Raw genomic sequence first — 20688 nt, 5'->3', positions numbered from 1 at the left:
TGAGCTAACGAGACAATCAAAAAACGAAATTATGCCAAAAGAATATTCTTTTGTCAAGATATAATATAAAATTTTGAGCATATTTTTTAACATGCTCAAAATTTAGGCTAAGTCTAAAGATACTTTTCCGTTTTTGATTTCTGCAACTTTAACTTTAATTTCATGTCCCACTTCTAACTTTTCTTTAATCTTGGAATTATGTAATAAACCATCCACGCCTTCTTTAAGTTCTACAAAAACTCCAAATTCTACAACCTTTTGAACTCGTCCTAGAAATTCTTCACCGATATCAAATTTAGGCATTTCCTTTTTGTCACGCTTTTTGTTAGAACCTTTAGAGTGAAGTAAATTTAATATATACTCTTTACTTTGAGAAATCAAATCATGATCAATTCCTGCTATTTTAACCTCACCTTTATCTCTATCTAAATCAATATTAACTTCAAATTTTTCAATAATTTCTTTAATGATTTTACCACCTTGACCTATAATATCAGGAATTTTATTTGGATCTACATTAAAAATTTCAATCTTTGGCAAAATAGCTTCATTAACAACTATGTTTTGATTAGCCTCTTCCATTAATTGCAAAATGTGCTCCCTAGCTTCTTTTGCTTGATATAAAGCCTCTTTTAAAACCTGTTGCTCTATACCACCAAGTTTTATATCCATCTGCAAAGCAGTGATTCCATCATAGCTTCCTGCTACTTTAAAATCCATATCTCCATCATGATCTTCAAGCCCCATGATATCGGTTAAAATAGCATATTTTTCATCTTCAAAAACAAGCCCCATCGCCACACCTGCTACTAGTTTTTCACTTTTTACCCCTGCAGCTCTTAAAGCCAATGCACCACCACAAACAGTAGCCATAGAACTAGAACCATTGCTTTCTAAAATTTCAGAAACCAAACGAATTGTATGAACATAATCTGTATCAACACTAGGATACAAAGCTCTTTTTGCTAAATTTCCATGGCCTAGCTCTCTTCTGCCAGGAGCTTTTATAGGGCTAGCTTCGCCCACCGAAAAACCTGGAAAATTATAATTAACCATAAATTTTTCACAAATTGGGTTTTTTTCTGTAAGCATATCTGACATTTGCGCATCATTATCATTTCCCAAGGTGGCCACAACTAAGGCTTGGGTTTGCCCTCTAGTAAAAAGACAAGATCCATGTGCACTTGGTAAAATATTTGTTTCTATGTCTATTTTTCTAACATCCTTTAAACCTCTACCATCTGCTCTTTTATTTTCATTAATAATTTGGTTTCTAATAAGTTCTCTTTTGCATGCATGTAAAGCTTTTTCAATATCTTCAAATTTCCATTCGTTTTCAATAGCTATAGATTCACTTTCAATCTCTTTTGCTATTTGTAAAATTTCACTTGCCCTTTCACTTTTTGCCATTTGATTAATAGCAATTTTGAGTTTTGTTATATAAGTATTTTTTATATAGTCAATAATTTGAATATTATCTGACTCTATTTTAAACTCAAGTTTAGAATTTTTTCTATAAGCAGCAAATGCTTTTTCATATTCATTGGAACCACGCAAGATTGCACTACTTGCAAAATCTAAAGCCTTTAAAGTATCATCTTCGCTAAGTTCATTCATACGGTGTTTATCATCTTGCTTGTTTGCCAAAGCTCTCATTTCTATCATTAAAAGCTCATCTTTAACGCCTGCTACATAAAGATCTAAAGTGCTATTTTTTAACTCACTATTGCTTGGATTTAAAACAAATTCATTATTTATACGACCTATTCTTACGCCACAAACAGGTGCTTTAATAGGGATATCACTTAAATACAAAGCAACGCTTGCAGCGTTTAAACTCATCACTTGTAAATCTACTTCAGGATCAGCAGAAAGAACCATTACAACAATTTGGGTTGGATATGCATATCCTTTTGGAAAAAGAGGTCTTAAACTTCTATCTATAATCCTAGCACTTAATGTTTCATTGTCGCCTGGCTTAGTTTCTCTTTTTACATAACCTCCTGGAATTTTACCTGCTGCGTAAGCTTTTTCTATATATTGAACTGTAAGAGGCAAAAAATCCTCTTCTACCATTTTTTCTTCTCTTGCCACAGTTGCTAAAACTACTGCATTTTTTTCTTGCATTAAAACTGCACCTGCTGCTTGTTTTGCCACTTTATCGGTATCAAATATTTCAAGGTGATTATTGATATTTATTTCATGTCGCATGATTTTCCTTTAAATTTTTATCATAGGCAAAACCAAATAAGCTTTTTAAATTTTAAAAACTAAAACTTAAAAAGCCTGTTTTTATTTTGCCTATAAATTTATATCTAAACAACTTATTGCTCAGATATAAATTTATTTTTTTAAAGGTAAATAATACCTACTTTCTTCTAAAATATCTAAAATTTCGTGAGCTTGCAAAATCGTTTTATTTTTAAAATAAAACTCAATATCTACAAAATGATCAATTTTTTGCACGCAATAAACCTCATCTGCAAAAACACTAATATAATCATATACATCACTTGGCATCAAAGCGGTGGCATAAATAATACTACTAACCTCTTCTTTTAACAAACTTTTTATACATGAAGAAGCAGTAATCCCACTCTCACACCCCTCATGCAACATTAAAATATTTTTTCCTTTTAAATCTTTTAAAAGATTACCTTTTCTATAACGATATACATTCTTTAAAATTTTTTCTTCATAAGTTCTATTTGCCTCACCATAAATATAATCTAAGCTTATATCAAAAGCCTTAACTAAGGCTTCATTATAAACTAATTCTTTTGTTTCGCTAATCATAGCTATTTGACATTCATCATTATTAGGAGCTTTGATTTGCTCTGTAAATAAAAAATCATAGGGTATTTCTAATTTTTTTGCCAATGCATCAACAAAAACTATAGATTTTAAAGAAGGAGTAATAATGATATAATCTTTTAATTTATTTAATGGAAGTAAATCATATAATCTTTCAAGCGCATCTTTTTCATCTTCAAAAAACATTATATAGACCTTTCATTTTCTTCCAGAGAAAAATCATAAGATACACCACCCAAAGGATAAAAATTAAACATAAAATATACACCACTTTGATCTTTAGCGCTAATCCCACCACTAGTAAGTTTAGGTGAAATATCCTTACGATACATCAAAGAATAATTCCAACACTTTCTTTGATAAGTATAACCTATCTCCCATTTTTCAGGATCTTTATTCAAATCAAACCACAAACCACCAAATATTTGATAGTTGGTATTTATATCATACTGAGCTTTAGTTCCTAAAAAATTATATTTTTCTTTTTCATATATTCTATAAGCATGATTTAAACTAACTTTCCACTCACCATAATCAAATAAGGCCTCGCTAAATACTTTATCAAAGCGATTATCTACCCCTGAATATTCCGCCTCATTTCTTAAACTTATATAATCATTATAAAAATATTCCACAACATTATCAAAACCACCAAAACTACCTTCTTTGGTAAAATACTTAGCCTTTAAACTATGATATAGCTTTTTTTTGCCTAAAGCGCTATAAAAATACTGATACATCGAAAAATTAAACTGCTCAGGATCATCTTTTAATTCTATAAAATCTTCGGTAATTTTACCTGATTTGGCTCCAGGTATAAAATAATTAGCACCTAAATACAAGGTATGATAAAAATTTTCATAAGGTTTAGAAAGATCTGTATATAAAGAAAAATTATGTGAATTTCTAAACAAATGCTCTTGATTTTTAATATCTGTATTAGAATAATCTACAAAATTTGCATAAACTCTTTCTGTAAAGGCAAAATTTAAAAAATCATCCAAAAAACTTGTATGATAAATTAAAGGTAAATCAAAATCTAAAGTTTTAGCATAAATACCCGTATATCTATAATATCTATGAAAAGAAGCATCTAAGCTATACTGTATATAGTTATCAAAAAAACCATTTAAATATCTATGATATTGAAAAGATGGATATTCTTGTAAAGTATCTTTATTGCTAATTTTAGAAGTGTCTATATAATACTTTGCATAAGCACCATAATAATTATCATCATCAGATAAGAAATAATTTATTTTTGAGGTAACCAAAGAAGCTTCAGTTTTTGCACTAGAGCTTAAGTTTATATAATCTACATCATTTAAATAAGTAGCATCAATCCATAAACCTTCTTGAAATTCATCGCTCAAAAGGCTATTGAGTAAAGCTTCACTTGAATATTTAATCTCTAAACCATAATGTTCTTTGTTTTTTAAATTTTCTTCTTTTTTATAGCTTGATTTTTCTCCAAAAATACCACCGCTAATTTCACCTTGAGAATAAGGACTATCAATAAATCTTAAAGTTGAGTATAATCCATAGCCTCTTTTTGTCCTAATTTGAGGTTCAAATTGAATATCTGCATTATCATCAATAACATAATAGATTGGTTGGTTATAATATAACCCCTCGCTTTGTTTTAAAACCACCTGAGGAATTAATAAACCGCTTTTCCTTTTGGTGTCTACACTAAAGCCAAAATACGGCAAATACATCACAGGAGTATTTTTTACATACAATCTTGCATTATAAAGATGTAAAAAATTACTCTCTTTATTTAATTTACCCTCATCAAAACGAATTTCCCAATCAGGATTTTCAACATTACAACTAGAAACAACCGACTTTTTAGTTACAACAAACTTATCATTTAAATCTGCTTGATGACATTGCAACCAAACCTCTAAATCGTTATTTGAAAAAAATAAATTTTTAAAAGCTGTTGTGTTATCTTTAAGATTAATTTTAGTATAAGTAGAATTGGTTCTTTCTTTTTGTCCTCGTAAGATATTTACATCACCAAACAATTCTAAATCTTTAGTTGTTTCATTAAATTTAGCCTCGCTTGCGGTTATTAAATATAAATCAGAAACTACAACTACATTGTTTTTTGCTTCTATAATATCATTTGTTTTTACAACATCTAAAGCATAAATGTCTACCTTAGAAGCATACAAACTCCCTACACAAGTTAAAGAAAGCAATATTTTACGCAAGATCTATCACCACTGTTTTGGCTGCATAATCATGCCAAGTTTTCAAAACAATATTACTCAAAGCCCAAGCAAATCCTAAACCATACAACATATCACTAATTTGTCTTACACCTGCTCTTAGAGCGCTTTGAGTAAAATTTGGTTTATCTAGCAATTCTTGATCAATCACCATGATCTTCAAAAGCATTTTTCCTAAAGTTGCGCCATATAAATAAGTAAATAAACTATGGTATGCAAACTGTAAAATCAAAATCCCACCAGCAAAACGCATTAAAAGATTATGAATTTCTTCATAAGTTTGCATAGAATTAATTTTATCGAGCAAAATAATACTTACGATGCCCAAAATTACAAAACTATCGACAACATAAGCTAAAAATCTTTTTTTAAAACTTGCTATTTTTATTTCTTCTTTTTCTAGCTTATCAAATAATTCTTGATTGGTACTCATTTAAGAACCTGAAAGGCAATATCTTTTCTGTATTGTTTTCCTTTAAAATGGACATTTTCACAAAGCATATAAGCGTTTTTTTGAGCCTCTTCAATGCTTTTGCCAGTTCCCACACAAACCAACACGCGACCACCGCTGGCATATAATTTATCATCTTCTAAATTCACACCAGCATAAGAAATATGAGAATTTTGTGGAATATCGCCTATCTCAATCAAAGCTTTTGGTGAGTCCTTGTAAGGATAATTTTTACTTGCACAAACCACACCCACAGCAAATTCATTTTTAATTTTTATATGAGTATTAGCAAGATTTTTATTCACACATGCTAAAAATAAATCCAAAGGATTTTCTATTAAAGGCATCAAAACCTCACATTCAGGATCACCAAAACGCACATTATACTCTAAAACATAAGGTTTATTATTTACAACCATCAAGCCTATAAACAACACTCCAACAAATTCAGCACCTTCTTCTTTCATGCCTTTAAGAGTTGGCGCCACTATATCTTTCTTCACTTGCTCTAACAAATTCTCACTTGCTAAAGTACTTGGAGCATAAGCCCCCATGCCACCCGTATTAGGCCCTTTATCATTATCTAATAATCTTTTATGATCTTGCGCTGCAGGCAACAATATAAAATCATTTCCATCGCAAACTGCAAATACACTTAATTCAAAACCATCAAGATATTCTTCAATCACAACAATTTTTCCAGCTTCCCCAAAGCTTTCTCCACTTAGCATATTTTTAGTAGCTTCTAAAGCTTCTTCATGGCTTTGCGCGATAATCACCCCTTTACCTGCGCATAAGCCATCTGCTTTTACAACAATAGGAGGTGTTAAAGATGTGATAAATTTCTTAGCTTTTTCATAATCAGTTGTGTTTAAAAATTTAGCTGTTTTGATTTTATATTTTTTTAAAAAACTCTTCATAAAAGATTTTGAAGCTTCCAACATAGCAGCAGCTTTAGTAGGCCCAAAAATAGCAATATTGTTTTCTTTAAAAAGATCTACTATACCCTCTGCTAAAAAATTCTCACTCCCAACTATGCAAAGATCAATCTCAGATGCTTTTGCATAAGCTGTTATAACTTTAGGATCTTTCATATTAAGATTTGTTCCTATTTTAGCAGTAGCACCATTTCCTGGAGCAAAATAAAATTCTACATTATCATTTGTTTTTTGAAGAGCCAAAGCGATAGAATACTCCCTAGCACCGCTTCCTAGTATTAAAATTTTCATTATTTTCCTTAAAAATATTACAAAAACCCAAATGGCCGGAGTATAAGTGTCTGACCCTCAAAAAGTCAAAGTATGCCATTAGGTGATTTTTAAAGGCTGCAGCTTCTCGCTTTTTTCAAAACTCAAACGAAGTCACAGAACACGGTAAATCACACATCACAGCTTATAATTAATGTGTTGGATCCTCCTTAATACCATATCGAACCATTTAGGCAGCATAATTATAGCTAACAAAACTTAAAAATAGCGTTTAAAAGGTTTTTACAAAATCTTAAATTTTGTCTTAGAATCTTTCTTTAAAAAATATTTTCCCTCCAAAATAACATCAGCAACAGGCGCCCATATAGTCTTTTCATCAACATAAACTATATCAAATTCAGTATTTTTCATTAACCCTTGGTAATTTACTTTCTTAGGTGCATGCTTAACTACATAATAAGGATTCATTGCAAAAATTTGAATCTTCATATTAACATATAAATCAGGATTAGAAGTTACAACTAGGAAATTCTTTTCACATTCTTTTTTTACTTTCTTTACATATGAAAATAACAATTGATCATTTGGGTTTAAAGCATGTTTGTTTAGTCTGTTTAAATAAAGCTCAGCAAAAGAAAGCGTACAAAAAGAAATTTCACTTGCTGTTTTAAAATAAGAGTTTTTAATGCTTGTTGATTTTAAAGATTTTTTCCAAATTTCTATATCTAGTTTTGTTGCACATATATTTAAACCCTGCTTAATCTTTTCAAAAAGCTTTTCTCTTGCCATATTAAAACTATTACTAAAAATTGTAAAATTTTTTTCATAAAAAGATTTTTTTATCAACTCTAGTCTTTCTACGCTTTTAGTAAAATAATCAGCTTCATTTTTTAATTCTATTAGTTTTTGTTTTTTACCTTGTATCATTTCTTCTAGTTCATGGTGTTTTTTTCCACCTTCTGCTTCTAATCTTGCTTGTTTTGATTTTATATCTGTTATTAAAGTGCTCATTTGACGATCAAGCGCTAATTTTCTATTTTTTCTATTATCGATCGAAGCTAAAAGCGCTTGATAATGACACTGATGAGATAAAAAAACCTCTTCATATAAGCGTTCCATATTGATATGCTTTTGCTTGTCTTTCATATCTTTATATGACATTTCAAGGTGCACTATGATATTTTTCATTGCAGAAAAATCAGCTTGATTGATAGTATTATCCGAAAATAATAAAGTATCTAAAGCCTTATATAAAAAACGCTTCATAGCAAAAAAATCAATAATATATGGCACCTCATCTGTGTTAATGTCTTTTACTGCATTAATTGACAAGGTTTCATTATAAAAATATCTTTGAATAGCTTGTGGGATAGTTAAATTTAATGTGATTTTATCAAGATTATCATAATCTGTTTCTCTATAAAGTTCTTGAACATAAGCATCTCGTCTTGTCAGTCTTAAATCTTCTAATTCATCATCACTATCTGTTTTCCAGAAATCTCTTTCTTTGATAAAATCACCATCTGTAAATTCTTGAAATTTAGAAGGACGTAAATCGGTAATATGCTTTCCATCGGATCTAAATTCAACAAACATACCAACCGTTGGCATACTTCTTTTATCATGCCATGCGTGTTTATTAAATTCAAAAAATGTTTTTGCTAGATTGATTACTGTTCCTCTTCCAGTAGCATCCACATAAACCATTATTTTTCCGTGCATATTCAAATCCTTGATTTAAAGAAAAATTCAATTCTTATTTTAACTTTGTTTTCATAAATTTACAATTATATTTTAAAATTTCACAAAATAAACGTCTTTAGGTATTTTATTTATGTTTTTATATCAATATTTTAAAAACCCAAAACAAACAGGTGCGTTTTGCGCAAGCTCTAAAAAATTAAGTAAACTCATAACTTCTCATGTCCAACATGCAAAAAATATCGTTGAAATAGGGCCTGGTACAGGAAGTTTTACAAAGTATATCCTCAAACAAAAAAGCCATAATGCAAGTTTTTTTGCCGTAGAAATCAATCCTCAAATGGCAAAAAAATTAAAGCAAAAGATAAAAAATATAGATATAGAAGTCAACTCAGCAGAATTTTTACCAAATATGCTAGAAAAAAGAGCGATCAATAGTGTAGATTTAATTATCTCAGGAATTCCTTGGGCTTTATTAAATTCCAAAGAACAAGATTTATTGCTAAAATCCATTCATGATGCTTTAGAGGAAAATGGTTGTTTTGCAACATTTGCTTATATACTCCCAACACCAAAAGGGAGAGCTTTTAAGAAAAAACTTTTTGCCACTTTTAGCAAGGTAGAAATTTCACCTATCATTTGGCAAAATCTTCCCCCTGCTTTTGTTTATTTTTGCACTAAATAATCATTCCCATTCAATCGTTGCTGGTGGCTTGCTAGAAATATCATACACTACGCGATTGATTCCTTCTACTTCATTAATAATACGACGTGAAATATTTTCTAATAATTCATAAGGTAAATGAGAAAAAGTTGCAGTCATACCATCGCTTGCATTAACAACGCGCACGCAAACTGCATTATCATAGGTTCTATTATCACCCATTACACCAACACTTTGCACGTTTAAAAGCACACAAAAAGCTTGCCATGTCTTATCATACCAGCCACTGCTTTTTAATTCTTCAATCAAAATAACATCTGCTTTTCTTAAAAGCTCCAAACTAGGCTCATTTACCTCACCCATTATACGTATAGCAAGGCCTGGTCCTGGGAAAGGGTGACGATAAACTACATCTTTACTTAAGCCAAGTTCCATTCCCAAAGCTCTTACCTCATCTTTAAAAATTTCCTTTAATGGCTCAATGAGTTTTAAATTCATCTTTTCAGGTAAACCACCCACATTATGATGAGATTTTATAGTCTTACTAGCTCCTACAACCGAACTTTCGATAATATCAGTATATAAAGTCCCTTGTGCTAGATATTTTACATCTTTATGTTTTTTAGCTTCTTCTTCAAAAACTTCTATGAAAGTATTTCCTATGATTTTTCTCTTTTGCTCAGGATCTCTTACCCCTGCTAAACGACTTAAGAAAATCTCTCTAGCATCAATACTGATTAAATCAATGTCCAAGGTGTGTCTAAACATATACTCAACTTGTTCTTTTTCACCACTTCTTAAAAGACCATTATCAACAAAAACAACTACTACTTGATCTTTTATCGCACTTGCCAACAATGCAGCCACCACGCTACTATCAACTCCGCCACTTACTGCACAAAGTACTTTATCATTTCCTACTTCTTCTTTGATTTTTTGTGCTTGAGTTTTTGCAAAAGATCCCATATTCCATACACTATCACAATTACATGCATACTTAGCAAAATTTTTCAAGATGCTTTTTCCAAATTCACTATGTTGCACTTCAGGGTGAAATTGTAAAGCAAAAAATTTACGCTTCTCATCTCCAAATACACAAAATGGACTATTTTCGCTAGTCGCTAAAACCTCAAAACCTTGTGGCAAATTCTCAACCTTATCAGAATGGCTCATCCATACCGTTTGCTTTTTAGGTAAATTTTTAAACAAATCACTATCATTTTGAATATCTATAGTTGCCTTACCATATTCTTTATGACCTGCTGGGGCAACATTTGCTCCAAAATGATGTGCCATAAGTTGCATACCATAGCATATTCCTAAAACTGGTATATTTAAATTAAAAACACCCTTATCACAAAAATAAGCATCATTTGCATATACACTAGCTGGCCCACCACTTAAAATAATACCCTTAGGCTCTTTAGCTTTAATCTCATCTAAACTTACGTTAAAAGGTAAAATTTCTGCATACACACCTTGCTCTCTTAATCTTCTAGCAATGAGTTGTGTATATTGTGAACCAAAGTCCAAAACTAAAATATCTGCTTTTTTCATCTAACTCCTTTACAAATTTAACAATTGAAATTGTACATACCAAACTATAATAGATATTATATAACCAACCAAAATCGTCCATGCGTATTTTAAATGAGCATTAAAAGTATAAATTCCCTTCATTTTGCCCATTACTCCTACTCCAGCAGCTGAACCAAAGCTGATCAAAGACCCTCCTATTCCTGCTGTAAGAGTTACCAAAAGCCATTGAGTATCATCCATGCTTGGATTTGCCTTTAATACCGCACTCATAACCGGAACATTATCTACAATAGCAGATAAAAATCCTACTCCTATATTAATACTAGTAGCTCCAAATTTTGCATAAAGATCAGAAGCATAAGCAAGCCAACCAACAAAATGCAAGGCGCCCACAGCAGATAAAATACCAAAGAAAAATAATAAAGTGTCCATCTCAATACGCGTCATATAATGAAAAATATTTAAATCTTTTTTACCTTGTTTTCTGTTGAAAAAATACATATACAAACTAAGCAATGAAAGGCCAAAAATCATACCCCACATTGCAGGTAAATCACAAATACTATGAATAAATACCGCCAAAGCTATAGTTAAAAAACCAAGCACAATAAAAACTTTACCACCTGGTTTAATCTCGACTTTTTCTAAATTATCTTTGTGAAAATTGGGCTTAATATTAGGCACATAACGTGATAACAAATAAGCAGTAAGCAACCAACCAATAAAAGAAGCAGGGAAAAGAGCAAAAAATTCAAAAAACGTGGCTTTTTTTGCTGTCCAAACCATCAAAGTAGTAATATCACCAAAAGGCGACCAAGCTCCACCAGCATTAGCTGCTACTACAATATTTATAGCTCCTGGAATTAAAAATTCTTTATTATCTTTATCTATGGTTAAAAGCACAGTAGATAAAATCAAAGCAGTTGTAAGATTATCTGCAATTGGAGAGATAAAAAAAGCTAAAATACCTGTTAGCCAAAATAATTTTCTATAAGTATAACCCTTGCTTACAAGTTTGTATTTTAAAGTTTCAAAAACCGATCTTTCTATCAAGGCTTCTATAAAAGTCATAGCAGCTATTAAGAAAAACACAATTTGTGCAATTTCTAAAATAAGATGATTTACACTTTCTTCAAGTATTTGTGTGTCTAAATCATTCATTACCATATATATACCAATGATAATAAAAGAAAAAGTTCCTATAAATAAAGCAGGCTTAGTTTTATTGATATGATATTTCTCTTCTGCTGCGATAAAATAATAACCCAATATAAAAATTATTAAAATACCTATACCTAAAGCACTAAAAGCTAAATTTAGCTCATGTGTTTGACTAGCTAACAAAAAACTAACACCAAAACAAAGTAAAAAAAGTATTTTATTCATATTTCACTCTCCAAAGATTGGAATTTTTTTATTTCCTTTACACTGCCATTATTATCTTTTATCTCATAAAATGGAGCATCCTTATAGCCACATGCATTTAGAAATATTAATAAAAAAAATGTTAAAATAATTAAATGAAAATTAAAACGAGTCATTACATCATCAACGAGCTTGCTGATTTTAAACATTATAAACCTTTAAAAATATTTTTTCAATATAAAGAGTTTTTAAATTTATTTAATCACAATCACCAACAAATGATTACTAAACTCTTTATAAAAAATAATACTTTGATTATTTTAGTTAAGCACCACATTGCATATATGGAATTAAATCACGATAATACCAAAAAAATGATTAAAAGTCTCATAAAAAACTATACTTTAGCTAGGCCAATGAGTAATTTTGCAAAGGTGAAAAACATAAAAATACTCAGCGATCAAAACTTTATTTCTAAAAACAAAACTTTTAATGAACATAAAAAAGCTCACTTAGAGCTTTCTAATGGAAATTTTAAAAATCATTTTGAAAATCCTATTTTATATAATAAATTTGAAGAATTACGAAAGCTTATAAAAAATGCTTGAAAATGAACTCAAAACCTTACCAAATTTACCTGGTGTATATCAATACTTTGATATTCAAGGTAAGCTTTTATATGTAGGTAAGGCCAAGAATTTAAAAAACCGTGTTAGAAGTTATTTTAACTTCACTCCAAATCTTTGCCCAAATCCTAATAATAGCTTAAGAATTCAAAAAATGATTAGCCAAACACATCATTTAGAATTTATCACTACAAAAAGTGAGGCCGATGCTTTAATACTAGAAAATTCTTTTATAAAACAACTTCATCCAAAATATAATATATTATTAAGAGATGATAAAACCTACCCTTATATTTATATAGATTTAAATGAAGATTTTCCAAGATTTGAGATTACAAGAAAAATTATCAAAAAAAATAAAATAAAATATTTTGGTCCCTTTTTTAAAGGAGCAAAAGAGCTTTTAAATGCTTTGTATTTATCTTTTGAACTAAGACAAAAAAAATCTTGTAAAGAACTTTGCCTTTTTTATCAAATTAAACGCTGTAAAGGACCATGCGAGCAAAAAATTTCCAAACAAGATTATGAAAAAATTGTTCAAAATGCTACTCAAGCTCTTTTAAATCCCTTATCTTTAACAAAAAATTTAGAAAATAAAATGTTTGAATATGCAAAAAATGAAAACTATGAAGAAGCAGCTATTATAAGGGATCAAATCAAAACAATAGAAGATTTAAGCGTAAAAATACAAATAGACCTTGCAAAATTAGAAGATTTTGATGTTTTTGCTATATATCATGAAGTAAATATACTCTCTATGGTGCGTTTTGTTATAAATAATGGTAGAATAATTAGCTCAAACCATAAAGTGCTAACCCTAAATCATCAAGATGAATTTGACCTAAATGCAGTATATAAACAATACATATTAGAAAATTATACCCAAGATAGTCCAATAAATTCAACCCGAATCTATACGCATGAAGAATTTGAAGACATGAACCTTTTGCAAAATTTACTTAGTGAAAGGTTTTCTAAAAAATTTCACCTTAAAACTCCAAAACTTGGCGAAAAAAAAGCCTTATGTGAACTTGCACTAGAAAATGCAAAAATAAACATACAAAAGCACTTAAAAAGCGATAATTATTTATTTTTAAAAGAATTAAAAGATTTTTTTAACCTACAAAATTATCCTAATTATATAGAAATTTTTGATAATTCTCATATGCAAGGTGAAGCGAATGTCGGTGCTTTGGTAGCTTATAAAGATGGACAATTTGACAAAAGCTCTTATAGACACTACCATTTATTCTATAAAAATGATTACGATCAAATGCTTCAAACCCTTAGCAAAAGGGCTTTGTCATTTGATAAAAATCCCCCACCTGATTTATGGTTAATTGATGGGGGAGATACTTTATTAAAGCTAGCCAATGATATCATAAAAAGCTCTGGTGCAAATGTAGATATTTTAGCAATTTCTAAAGAGAAAATAGATGCGAAAGTTTACAGGGCAAAAGGAAGTGCGAAAGATAAAATTTATACTCAAGAAGGTAAAATTCAACTTTCTACTGATGATAAAAAATTACAATTTTTGCAAAAATTACGTGATGAAGCACATCGCTTTGCAATTAGTTTTCACCAAAAAACAAAAAGAAAACAAGATTTGCAAAGTTCTAGATTAATACAACTTGGAATTTCTCAAGGATATATTAAAAAATTTTTAGATTATTATGGTAGTTTTGATGAGATTAACAAAGCTAGTTTTGATGAATTAAAATCACTTTCCAATGCAAAAATAGCTAAATTAATCAAGGAAAATTTATGATATTATTTATTAGTGTTTTGACTTTAATTTTATGTTTTTTAAATTATTATTTTTTATATCCTATGGATCAAAAATTATTCTTCATTTATACTTTTATAAGCATTTTGATTTTTATTATTGCCTGTATTTATATAATCTCAAAAAATCATAAAATCAAAAAAGACAAAACCTTGATTCAAGAGATAGAAAAATATTTTTCCTTACCAAAATCAAACTCTTTAGAAGAATTAAAAGAAAATTTAAAATTATCGTTTGATTTAATGGGCAAAAAACTGCATGAGCAAAAAAAGGAAAACCTACATCTAGAACAAAATTATCAATATCTTGCCCATGGTTTGAGCTATCTATATCTAGATAATTCTGCTTATATATTAAAACCTTTTATCAATGATTATAAACCTAACTTAGAACATAGACACTTTAAAAACATACATGCAGGTATTATCAATAATAATAAAAATGAAAATTTTCTATTGCAGTCTATTTTGCTTAAAATGGGTATTAGTAGTGAAATTTTATACAAACATAACCAAAAAGATGATAAAAATTATTCTTTTATCATTTCAAAGGAAAAAATAGATGATGTTTTAAATTTCACTTTTGAAGAAATTCATATTGAGGAGATTGTTGATTTTTTAAATACTCATTTTACACAAGAGTGTTACATTGCAAGAGATTGTTATAATGTTTTAATTTTTAAATCTTCTTACTTTGAAAATGATCTTATTTTAAACATAACTAATCAATTTTGTCCCCACAATCAAACTATAGATAATTTAAGTGACTTTAAAAAAGCATTACAATTTAGATTTAAATTAATTTTAGTAGACTATGAGGTTATAAAATTTGATCTAATGCATATTAGTCAAATTTTACAAGAGTACAAGATAAAAAATCCACAAATTGCAATTTTGCTTTTTTCTAAAAACAGAGTTAAAGATTGTAATTTTGCGAATTTAATCTTAAATGATATTAACAAAAATGAATGGCTAGCATTGTTAAAACAATATATCAATCAAGTTTAGTTCTATGATTTATAGCTTTATGCAAAGATATAAAATCAACATTTTCTAAGCTAACACCACTTGGAATACCTTGAGCTATTTGAGAAAAACTCAAATTTAAATCTTTTAATTTTTCTTCTATAAAAAAAACAATGGCATCAGAATTTAAGCCTTGTGTGAAAGCAAAAAATATTTCTGTGGTTTTATTATGCTCAATCATGCTTCTTAATTTTATAATATTTTCTTCACTTGTATCATCAAGTACAAAATAAAGCCCATCATAACTTCCACTATCTTCTAAAACCAAGACATCTTTAGAATCTTGAACTATACAAATAATGCTATGATTTCTTTCTATATTAGAACAAACTTCGCATAATTCATTTTCACTTAAAGCACCACATTGTGTGCATTTTTTTATCATTCTAATTGATTCTTCAATATGATAAGCAAGCTTAGAGCCTAATAAAGGATCTTTTATGCAAACATGATATGCAAGCCTTAAAGCAGACTTTTTCCCTATAGTAGGCAAAGCGGAAAAGGCAGATACTAGCTCGTTAAATTTTTCCAAACCTTTCAAATTATTTTAACCTTGAAAAAACAATTTTAAAAGTATGATAGCCATCTTCATAGCTGTAGGTTAAATTATAACCGTGAAGATTGCAAATATTATTAATAATATAAAGTCCTAGTCCCATTCCCTCTACTTGGGTATTTTGTTCTCTCACAAAAGGTTTTAAATAATAATCAAAAGTTTTTTTAAGCTGCATCCCTTTATTTCTAACAATTATATAATCCCCAGAGCATATAATCTCACACGCTTTATCATCTGAATACTTAATAGCATTATCAATTAAATTTTTAAGCATTAAAGAAAAGAGCTCTAGATCAGCAATTATCATAGTATCTTCTTTATAGGATATTTTTACTTTTTGATAAAAATCATCCCTCATTAAATAATCTTCAGCTTGCTCTAAAATCAAACTCAAATGATAGGTTTGCAAATTAAGTTGACAATTTCTTGATAAGACTTTTTCGATTTTCCCAAATTCATCAATCAACAATTCAAGTCTTTCAAAAATCGCTACTAGACGATCTTTTTGCTTTTGATTATCTAACATTTCACAAACTATTCTACCTTTGCCAATAGGTGTCTTAAGTTCATGCATAATCATTCTTAAAAAAAACTGCCTTGATTTTACAAGCTCTTGAATTTTATTGATAGCATGGTCAAATTCAAAAGATATTTCTGAAATTTCATCATTAATCTGAGAGTATTCAGACAAAGGTTCAATTTTACCTGCACTAATATTTTTAATTTTCTTTTTTAGAATTTTTAAAGGCATTAAAGATCTTAATACTGAAAAATATAAAAATATAATCAAAATCAAACTAAAAAAGAAACTTAATAAAAATAAATATTCTAAGCGCGTAGAAGCATTTAATTCATAAAGATGTTTTGTATTTAACCTTTCTACATAGAAAAAAATTTGATTATGGTAAATAATAGAAGAAAAACTTCCATATAAAGAATTAATCCTAAATACCTTTTCACCTTTTGCAATGATATGTTTTGCACTGCGATCATTTTCAACTAATTTAAAAGATTTAGAAAGAAGATACTCATGTATTGAAAAATCTTCTTTTCTTTCTAGGTTGTATATTATTTTTTCTACAATTTCTTTTTGCCTTCCTTGTTCGTTAGTTAAATAAGAATCAATCTGAACCTTTCCTAAAAGCACAAACAAGGCACAAACAAATAAAAAAGCTGTTGCAAAAAGAACGGTGATTTTAAGATTAATAGTTACTTTCATCCTATTAATTTATATCCTATTCCTCTAACTGAAAAAATATGTTTTGGCGCTTTTGAGCTATCACCAATTTTAGTTCTAAGTCTACCAATAATAACATCTAAGCTTTTAGAGTCTTTATCTTTTAAGCTTTTACAGTGATACACAAGTTGTTCTCTGCTAACCGAAAAACCATGTTGTCTTATCATATAGCTTAAAATTTCATACTCAGCAGGAGTTAAAACCAAAACCTCATCATTGTAACTTATCTCATGTCTTTTTTCATCAATTTTAAATGCCGAATTGATTATTTTCTCGGGAGTTTCATTGGTTCGTTTAGAACGACGAATCAAACTCATAATTCTTGCGTGCATTTCTTTTGGATCATATGGTTTTGGCAGGTAGTCATCTGCACCTATTTGAAGTCCTACAATTTTATCACTCAAATCACTTCTAGCTGAAGAAATAATAATAGGAATACTATATTTTTCTCTTATTTCACGACAAACTTCAAGACCATCAAGTCCAGGTAAAGTTAAATCAAGAATTAAACAATCATAGTTTTTTATACCAGCACTCATTCCCAAATATGGATCTTCATAATTAGTAACTTTTATATTAAACTGGGCCAAATATTCTGCCAAAAACTCTGCAAAATCTGGATCATCTTCGATCATTAAAACATTAATCATCTCTACCCCTTTAGTGAAAATATGTTACGAACTTAACATTATAACACATAATTTAACTATTCATTTATTTTTTTGCTAAAATTACAATATTAATTTTTCAAGAGAGGAAAAAAGTGGAACTTAATTATTATGAAATACTAGAAATTTCCCAAACTTCAGATAAAGAAACCATAAAAAAAGCATACAGAAAGATGGCTTTAAAATATCATCCTGATAGAAATCAAGGAGACAAAGAAGCAGAAGAGAAATTTAAGCTTGTAAATGAAGCTTATGAGGTGCTTAGCAATGATGAAAAAAGAAGTATATATGATAGATACGGAAAAGAAGGGCTTAAAGGTCAAGCCGGTGGTTTTGGTGGTTTTGGAGATGTTGATTTAGGGGATATATTCTCGAGCTTTTTTGGAGATGGATTTGGTTTTGGCAGCTCAACACGTAAAAAAGAAAAAGGAAATAAATATCCTCAAGATTTAAAAATAACGACAAAAATTAGCTTTAAAGAAGCTGTTTTTGGCTGTAAAAAAAAGATCGATTTTACCTATAAAAGTTTTTGTAAATCATGTAAAGGAAGTGGTTCAGAAAATGGAAAATTAGATACTTGTCCTCATTGCGGAGGAAAAGGGCAAGTTGGTGTTAGACAAGGCTTTATGACCTTTGTGCAAAGCTGTGATCATTGTAAAGGTAGTGGTCAGATTATAAAAGATAAATGTAAAACATGTCATGGTAATGGCTATGAAGAAATAAAAGATCATATAGAACTTGATATACCAGAAGGTATAGACAGCGGTATGAATCTTAGAGTACAAAATAAAGCAAATGAGCTTCCAAATTCTTCTCAAAGAGGTGATTTATATATCAAAATCATCGTAGAAGATGATGATAAATTTATCAGACATGATGATGATATCTATACCATAGTACCTGTATTTTTTACCCAAGCTGCTCTTGGAAAAACTATTAAAGTATCCACTATAAGAGGAGAGGCTGATCTTAAACTTCCAGTCGGTGCAAAAGATAAACAAAAATTCGAATTAGCCAACGAAGGTGTTAAAAATATTCACAATGGAAAATTAGGCTCACATATTGTACAAATTGAAATAAAATTTCCAAAAACGCTTACTGATGAACAAAAAAATCTACTATTGCAGCTTGAGAAAAGTTTTGGCTTAGCAGATGAAGAAGGCTTTATAGAACAAGAAAGTTTGTTTGATAAAATCAAATCTTGGTTTAGCCACTAAGGAAGTTTTAAAGCCATTTTCATGGCTTTAAAAATTTCTTCTGTTTTTTGACACTCTAAAAATAACTCAAGAGCAAAAACACCTTGCCATAAAAGCATTTGTGTACCATCTTTTATTTTTAAGCCATTTTCTCTTGCTAATTTTAAAAAAGGTGTATTTTTACCGTATATCACATCAAAAGCATATTTGGCATGTTGAAAAATACTTTTTAAAATCTCTTCTTGGCAAGGTAATTTCTCATCATTTAAACCTGCACTAGTTGTATTGATAATCAAATCAAATTTTTTACTTAAATCAAGTTGATTATATAAAAAACATGGATAGCTAGCTAAATTTTCAAATCTAGTACTAGAACGATTTGCTACTGTAACTTCAATATATATAGATTTTAAAGCATATGCTAAAGCTTTAGCTGTACCCCCAGCACCCAAAATCAAAGTATTTTTGATAAAAGAAAAATCCTCAATTGCTTTTAAAAATCCCAAATAATCTGTATTATAAGCATAAATTTTATTATCTTTATTTAATAAAGTATTAGCAGAGCCTATATGTATAACACTTTCATCTTTAAAATCAGCTATTTTACAAGCTGCTTCTTTAAAAGGTATGGTAATATTAGCACCATCTAACTTTTGAATAATCTCTTTTAGTTTTGCTTTATCTTTTAGATGATATCTTGTATAAACTGCGTCTTCTTTGAGTGTTTGCAAGGCATTATTATGCATTCTTGGAGATTTAGAATGCATAATAGGATCACCTATAACTGCAAAAGTTTTCATTTTACTCTAAATGTAAAAGCACCTTTTGCAATTTTAGAACGTACTTTTTCTAATTCGGTCTTTAATTCACTCTCTTTATAAGGTCCAACTAAAACTTTCGTTAGCTCTTTGCCATTTACTGTTGTTTTATAAATTTTATAATCATATCCATTTTCTTTAAGTATATTTAATTCTTTTGATTTAGGATCTAAACTATTTAAAGAAAAAACTTGAATATAAGCACCTGAAGGAAGTTGTGTTTGAACATTTGGTGCTTTGATACTTTCAAATAATTCATTTGCATTGCTTTGTTCTGGAGCTTTTTGTTGCTCAACTATATTATTTTTTGATTTTTCAGAAGGTTTTTGAATCGGTTTTTCTGTAGATTTTTCTATAGGTTTAATCTCTTCTTGTTTTTCTTCCACCTTAGCTGGCTCTTCTTTTGGCTCTATTGTAGTAATTTGATCTAAAACACTATTACTTGGAACTTCTTGCTTTTCTTCTATGGTAGTATTTGTATCATTCAAAGAACTCTCTTCTTTTAATTTTCTAGCTAAAACTTCAAACTCATCCTCTTCTTTAGCACTATCTGTAATAGGCAAAGAATTAAAATTATTTTCATAACCAGCTTGCTCTTGTGGTTCTGATGGCATTTGTAATGTTTTTTCTTCACCTGGGTCATTAATTAGCTTCATTACTATCATAACAACTAAAAATACAATGATTAAAATAATCGATCTAAGTAAAATTTTTTTAAGTTTTTCGCTTTTATTGCTTTTTTGCAAAATTATATCATCAAATTCGTTTTTATTGTTTTCTTCCATTTTTCATCCTTT

The 20688-nt window shown here is 29.2% G+C and carries 18 protein-coding genes; 5 read left to right on the top strand and 13 right to left on the bottom strand.

The window, feature by feature from the left end; all coding sequences use genetic code 11:
• Positions 1–102: 102 nt before the first annotated feature.
• The 6 genes from L8V77_RS06440 to L8V77_RS06415 form a co-directional block, all read right to left on the bottom strand.
• Positions 103–2211 (bottom strand): polyribonucleotide nucleotidyltransferase, encoded by a 2109-nt coding sequence (locus L8V77_RS06440; protein WP_263707221.1) that lies wholly within the window; start codon positions 2209–2211, stop codon positions 103–105.
• Between the two features lie 132 nt (positions 2212–2343).
• Positions 2344–3000, bottom strand: coding sequence for a phosphoribosyltransferase (locus L8V77_RS06435; RefSeq protein ID WP_263664187.1), 657 nt, complete (start codon positions 2998–3000; stop codon positions 2344–2346).
• Positions 3000–5036 (bottom strand): LPS-assembly protein LptD, encoded by a 2037-nt coding sequence (locus tag L8V77_RS06430; RefSeq protein ID WP_412175146.1) that lies wholly within the window; start codon positions 5034–5036, stop codon positions 3000–3002. The genes L8V77_RS06435 and L8V77_RS06430 overlap by 1 nt, the downstream gene beginning before the upstream one ends.
• Complete coding sequence (locus L8V77_RS06425) at positions 5026–5484, bottom strand: RDD family protein (protein ID WP_012661236.1); 459 nt, start codon at positions 5482–5484, stop codon at positions 5026–5028. The genes L8V77_RS06430 and L8V77_RS06425 overlap by 11 nt, the downstream gene beginning before the upstream one ends.
• Positions 5481–6731, bottom strand: coding sequence for a phosphoribosylamine--glycine ligase (gene purD, locus L8V77_RS06420; RefSeq protein ID WP_263707219.1), 1251 nt, complete (start codon positions 6729–6731; stop codon positions 5481–5483). Before purD ends, L8V77_RS06425 begins: the two co-directional genes overlap by 4 nt.
• 261 nt (positions 6732–6992) lie before the next feature.
• Positions 6993–8432, bottom strand: coding sequence for a hypothetical protein (locus tag L8V77_RS06415; protein WP_263664185.1), 1440 nt, complete (start codon positions 8430–8432; stop codon positions 6993–6995).
• Positions 8433–8544: 112 nt separating this feature from the next.
• Between L8V77_RS06415 and L8V77_RS06410 the strand changes: the two genes are divergently transcribed.
• Positions 8545–9096, top strand: coding sequence for a class I SAM-dependent methyltransferase (locus L8V77_RS06410; protein WP_263664184.1), 552 nt, complete (start codon positions 8545–8547; stop codon positions 9094–9096).
• On the opposite strand, the gene guaA is transcribed toward L8V77_RS06410, so the two are convergent.
• Together guaA and nhaD are read right to left on the bottom strand one after the other, a co-directional pair.
• A complete protein-coding gene (guaA, locus tag L8V77_RS06405; RefSeq protein WP_263707218.1) occupies positions 9097–10632 on the bottom strand; it encodes a glutamine-hydrolyzing GMP synthase in 1536 nt (511 codons plus the stop codon). It abuts the gene before it with no gap.
• 9 nt (positions 10633–10641) lie between these two features.
• The gene (gene nhaD, locus L8V77_RS06400; protein WP_263664182.1) at positions 10642–12000 is read right to left on the bottom strand and encodes a sodium:proton antiporter NhaD; all 1359 of its coding nucleotides are present in this window, start codon (positions 11998–12000) and stop codon (positions 10642–10644) included.
• 134 nt (positions 12001–12134) lie between these two features.
• On the opposite strand from nhaD, the gene L8V77_RS06395 reads away from it, so the two are divergent.
• From L8V77_RS06395 to L8V77_RS06385, 3 genes are read left to right on the top strand one after another with little or no spacing between them, the layout of a single operon-like run.
• Complete coding sequence (locus tag L8V77_RS06395) at positions 12135–12587, top strand: hypothetical protein (protein WP_263707217.1); 453 nt, start codon at positions 12135–12137, stop codon at positions 12585–12587.
• Positions 12580–14373, top strand: coding sequence for an excinuclease ABC subunit UvrC (uvrC, locus tag L8V77_RS06390; RefSeq protein ID WP_263707215.1), 1794 nt, complete (start codon positions 12580–12582; stop codon positions 14371–14373). Before L8V77_RS06395 ends, uvrC begins: the two co-directional genes overlap by 8 nt.
• Positions 14370–15398, top strand: a complete 1029-nt coding sequence (locus L8V77_RS06385) for a hypothetical protein (RefSeq protein WP_263707214.1) — start codon at positions 14370–14372, stop codon at positions 15396–15398. Before uvrC ends, L8V77_RS06385 begins: the two co-directional genes overlap by 4 nt.
• Here L8V77_RS06385 and recR read toward each other — a convergent pair.
• The 3 genes from recR to L8V77_RS06370 are packed head-to-tail and all read right to left on the bottom strand — an operon-like array spanning position 15385 to position 17859.
• A complete protein-coding gene (gene recR, locus L8V77_RS06380) occupies positions 15385–15957 on the bottom strand; it encodes a recombination mediator RecR (protein ID WP_263679595.1) in 573 nt (190 codons plus the stop codon). The two genes, L8V77_RS06385 and recR, sit on opposite strands and share 14 nt — an antisense overlap.
• Before the next feature lies 1 nt (position 15958).
• Positions 15959–17191: an ArsS family sensor histidine kinase gene (locus L8V77_RS06375; protein WP_263707213.1), complete on the bottom strand. Its 1233-nt coding sequence runs from the start codon at positions 17189–17191 to the stop codon at positions 15959–15961.
• Positions 17188–17859, bottom strand: coding sequence for a response regulator transcription factor (locus L8V77_RS06370; RefSeq protein WP_012661225.1), 672 nt, complete (start codon positions 17857–17859; stop codon positions 17188–17190). Before L8V77_RS06370 ends, L8V77_RS06375 begins: the two co-directional genes overlap by 4 nt.
• 113 nt (positions 17860–17972) lie before the next feature.
• Here L8V77_RS06370 and dnaJ point away from each other — a divergent pair, with 113 nt between their 5' ends.
• Entirely contained in the window at positions 17973–19094 is a 1122-nt protein-coding gene (dnaJ, locus tag L8V77_RS06365) for a molecular chaperone DnaJ (RefSeq protein WP_263707212.1), read from the top strand.
• Here dnaJ and L8V77_RS06360 read toward each other — a convergent pair.
• Together L8V77_RS06360 and L8V77_RS06355 are read right to left on the bottom strand one after the other, a co-directional pair.
• On the bottom strand, positions 19091–19873 hold the full coding sequence (locus tag L8V77_RS06360) for a shikimate dehydrogenase (protein WP_263707211.1): 783 nt from the start codon (positions 19871–19873) through the stop codon (positions 19091–19093). The genes dnaJ and L8V77_RS06360 overlap by 4 nt on opposite strands.
• Positions 19870–20676 carry an SPOR domain-containing protein gene (locus L8V77_RS06355; protein ID WP_263707210.1) on the bottom strand — a complete coding sequence of 269 codons (807 nt, stop codon included), beginning with the start codon at positions 20674–20676 and terminating at the stop codon, positions 19870–19872. Before L8V77_RS06355 ends, L8V77_RS06360 begins: the two co-directional genes overlap by 4 nt.
• Positions 20677–20688 lie beyond the last annotated feature (12 nt).

This window comes from Campylobacter sp. IFREMER_LSEM_CL2127, assembly GCF_025771745.1.
GTDB lineage: Bacteria > Campylobacterota > Campylobacteria > Campylobacterales > Campylobacteraceae > Campylobacter_D.
This window is presented reverse-complemented; position numbering and strand designations above follow the sequence as displayed.

What these genes read in the sequence shown, in the direction of transcription:
- L8V77_RS06435 (WP_263664187.1), bottom strand. Translation starts at nt 3,000, where the DNA reads ATGTTTTTTGAAGATGAAAAAGATGCGCTTGAAAGATTATATGATTTA.
- L8V77_RS06425 (WP_012661236.1), bottom strand. Translation starts at nt 5,484, where the DNA reads ATGAGTACCAATCAAGAATTATTTGATAAGCTAGAAAAAGAAGAAATA.
- L8V77_RS06370 (WP_012661225.1), bottom strand. Translation starts at nt 17,859, where the DNA reads ATGATTAATGTTTTAATGATCGAAGATGATCCAGATTTTGCAGAGTTT.
- L8V77_RS06395 (WP_263707217.1), top strand. Translation starts at nt 12,135, where the DNA reads ATGAAAATTAAAACGAGTCATTACATCATCAACGAGCTTGCTGATTTT.
- L8V77_RS06415 (WP_263664185.1), bottom strand. Translation starts at nt 8,432, where the DNA reads ATGCACGGAAAAATAATGGTTTATGTGGATGCTACTGGAAGAGGAACA.
- nhaD (WP_263664182.1), bottom strand. Translation starts at nt 12,000, where the DNA reads ATGAATAAAATACTTTTTTTACTTTGTTTTGGTGTTAGTTTTTTGTTA.
- guaA (WP_263707218.1), bottom strand. Translation starts at nt 10,632, where the DNA reads ATGAAAAAAGCAGATATTTTAGTTTTGGACTTTGGTTCACAATATACA.
- L8V77_RS06360 (WP_263707211.1), bottom strand. Translation starts at nt 19,873, where the DNA reads ATGAAAACTTTTGCAGTTATAGGTGATCCTATTATGCATTCTAAATCT.
- L8V77_RS06375 (WP_263707213.1), bottom strand. Translation starts at nt 17,191, where the DNA reads ATGAAAGTAACTATTAATCTTAAAATCACCGTTCTTTTTGCAACAGCT.
- L8V77_RS06410 (WP_263664184.1), top strand. Translation starts at nt 8,545, where the DNA reads ATGTTTTTATATCAATATTTTAAAAACCCAAAACAAACAGGTGCGTTT.
- L8V77_RS06440 (WP_263707221.1), bottom strand. Translation starts at nt 2,211, where the DNA reads ATGCGACATGAAATAAATATCAATAATCACCTTGAAATATTTGATACC.
- purD (WP_263707219.1), bottom strand. Translation starts at nt 6,731, where the DNA reads ATGAAAATTTTAATACTAGGAAGCGGTGCTAGGGAGTATTCTATCGCT.
- uvrC (WP_263707215.1), top strand. Translation starts at nt 12,580, where the DNA reads ATGCTTGAAAATGAACTCAAAACCTTACCAAATTTACCTGGTGTATAT.
- L8V77_RS06355 (WP_263707210.1), bottom strand. Translation starts at nt 20,676, where the DNA reads ATGGAAGAAAACAATAAAAACGAATTTGATGATATAATTTTGCAAAAA.
- L8V77_RS06385 (WP_263707214.1), top strand. Translation starts at nt 14,370, where the DNA reads ATGATATTATTTATTAGTGTTTTGACTTTAATTTTATGTTTTTTAAAT.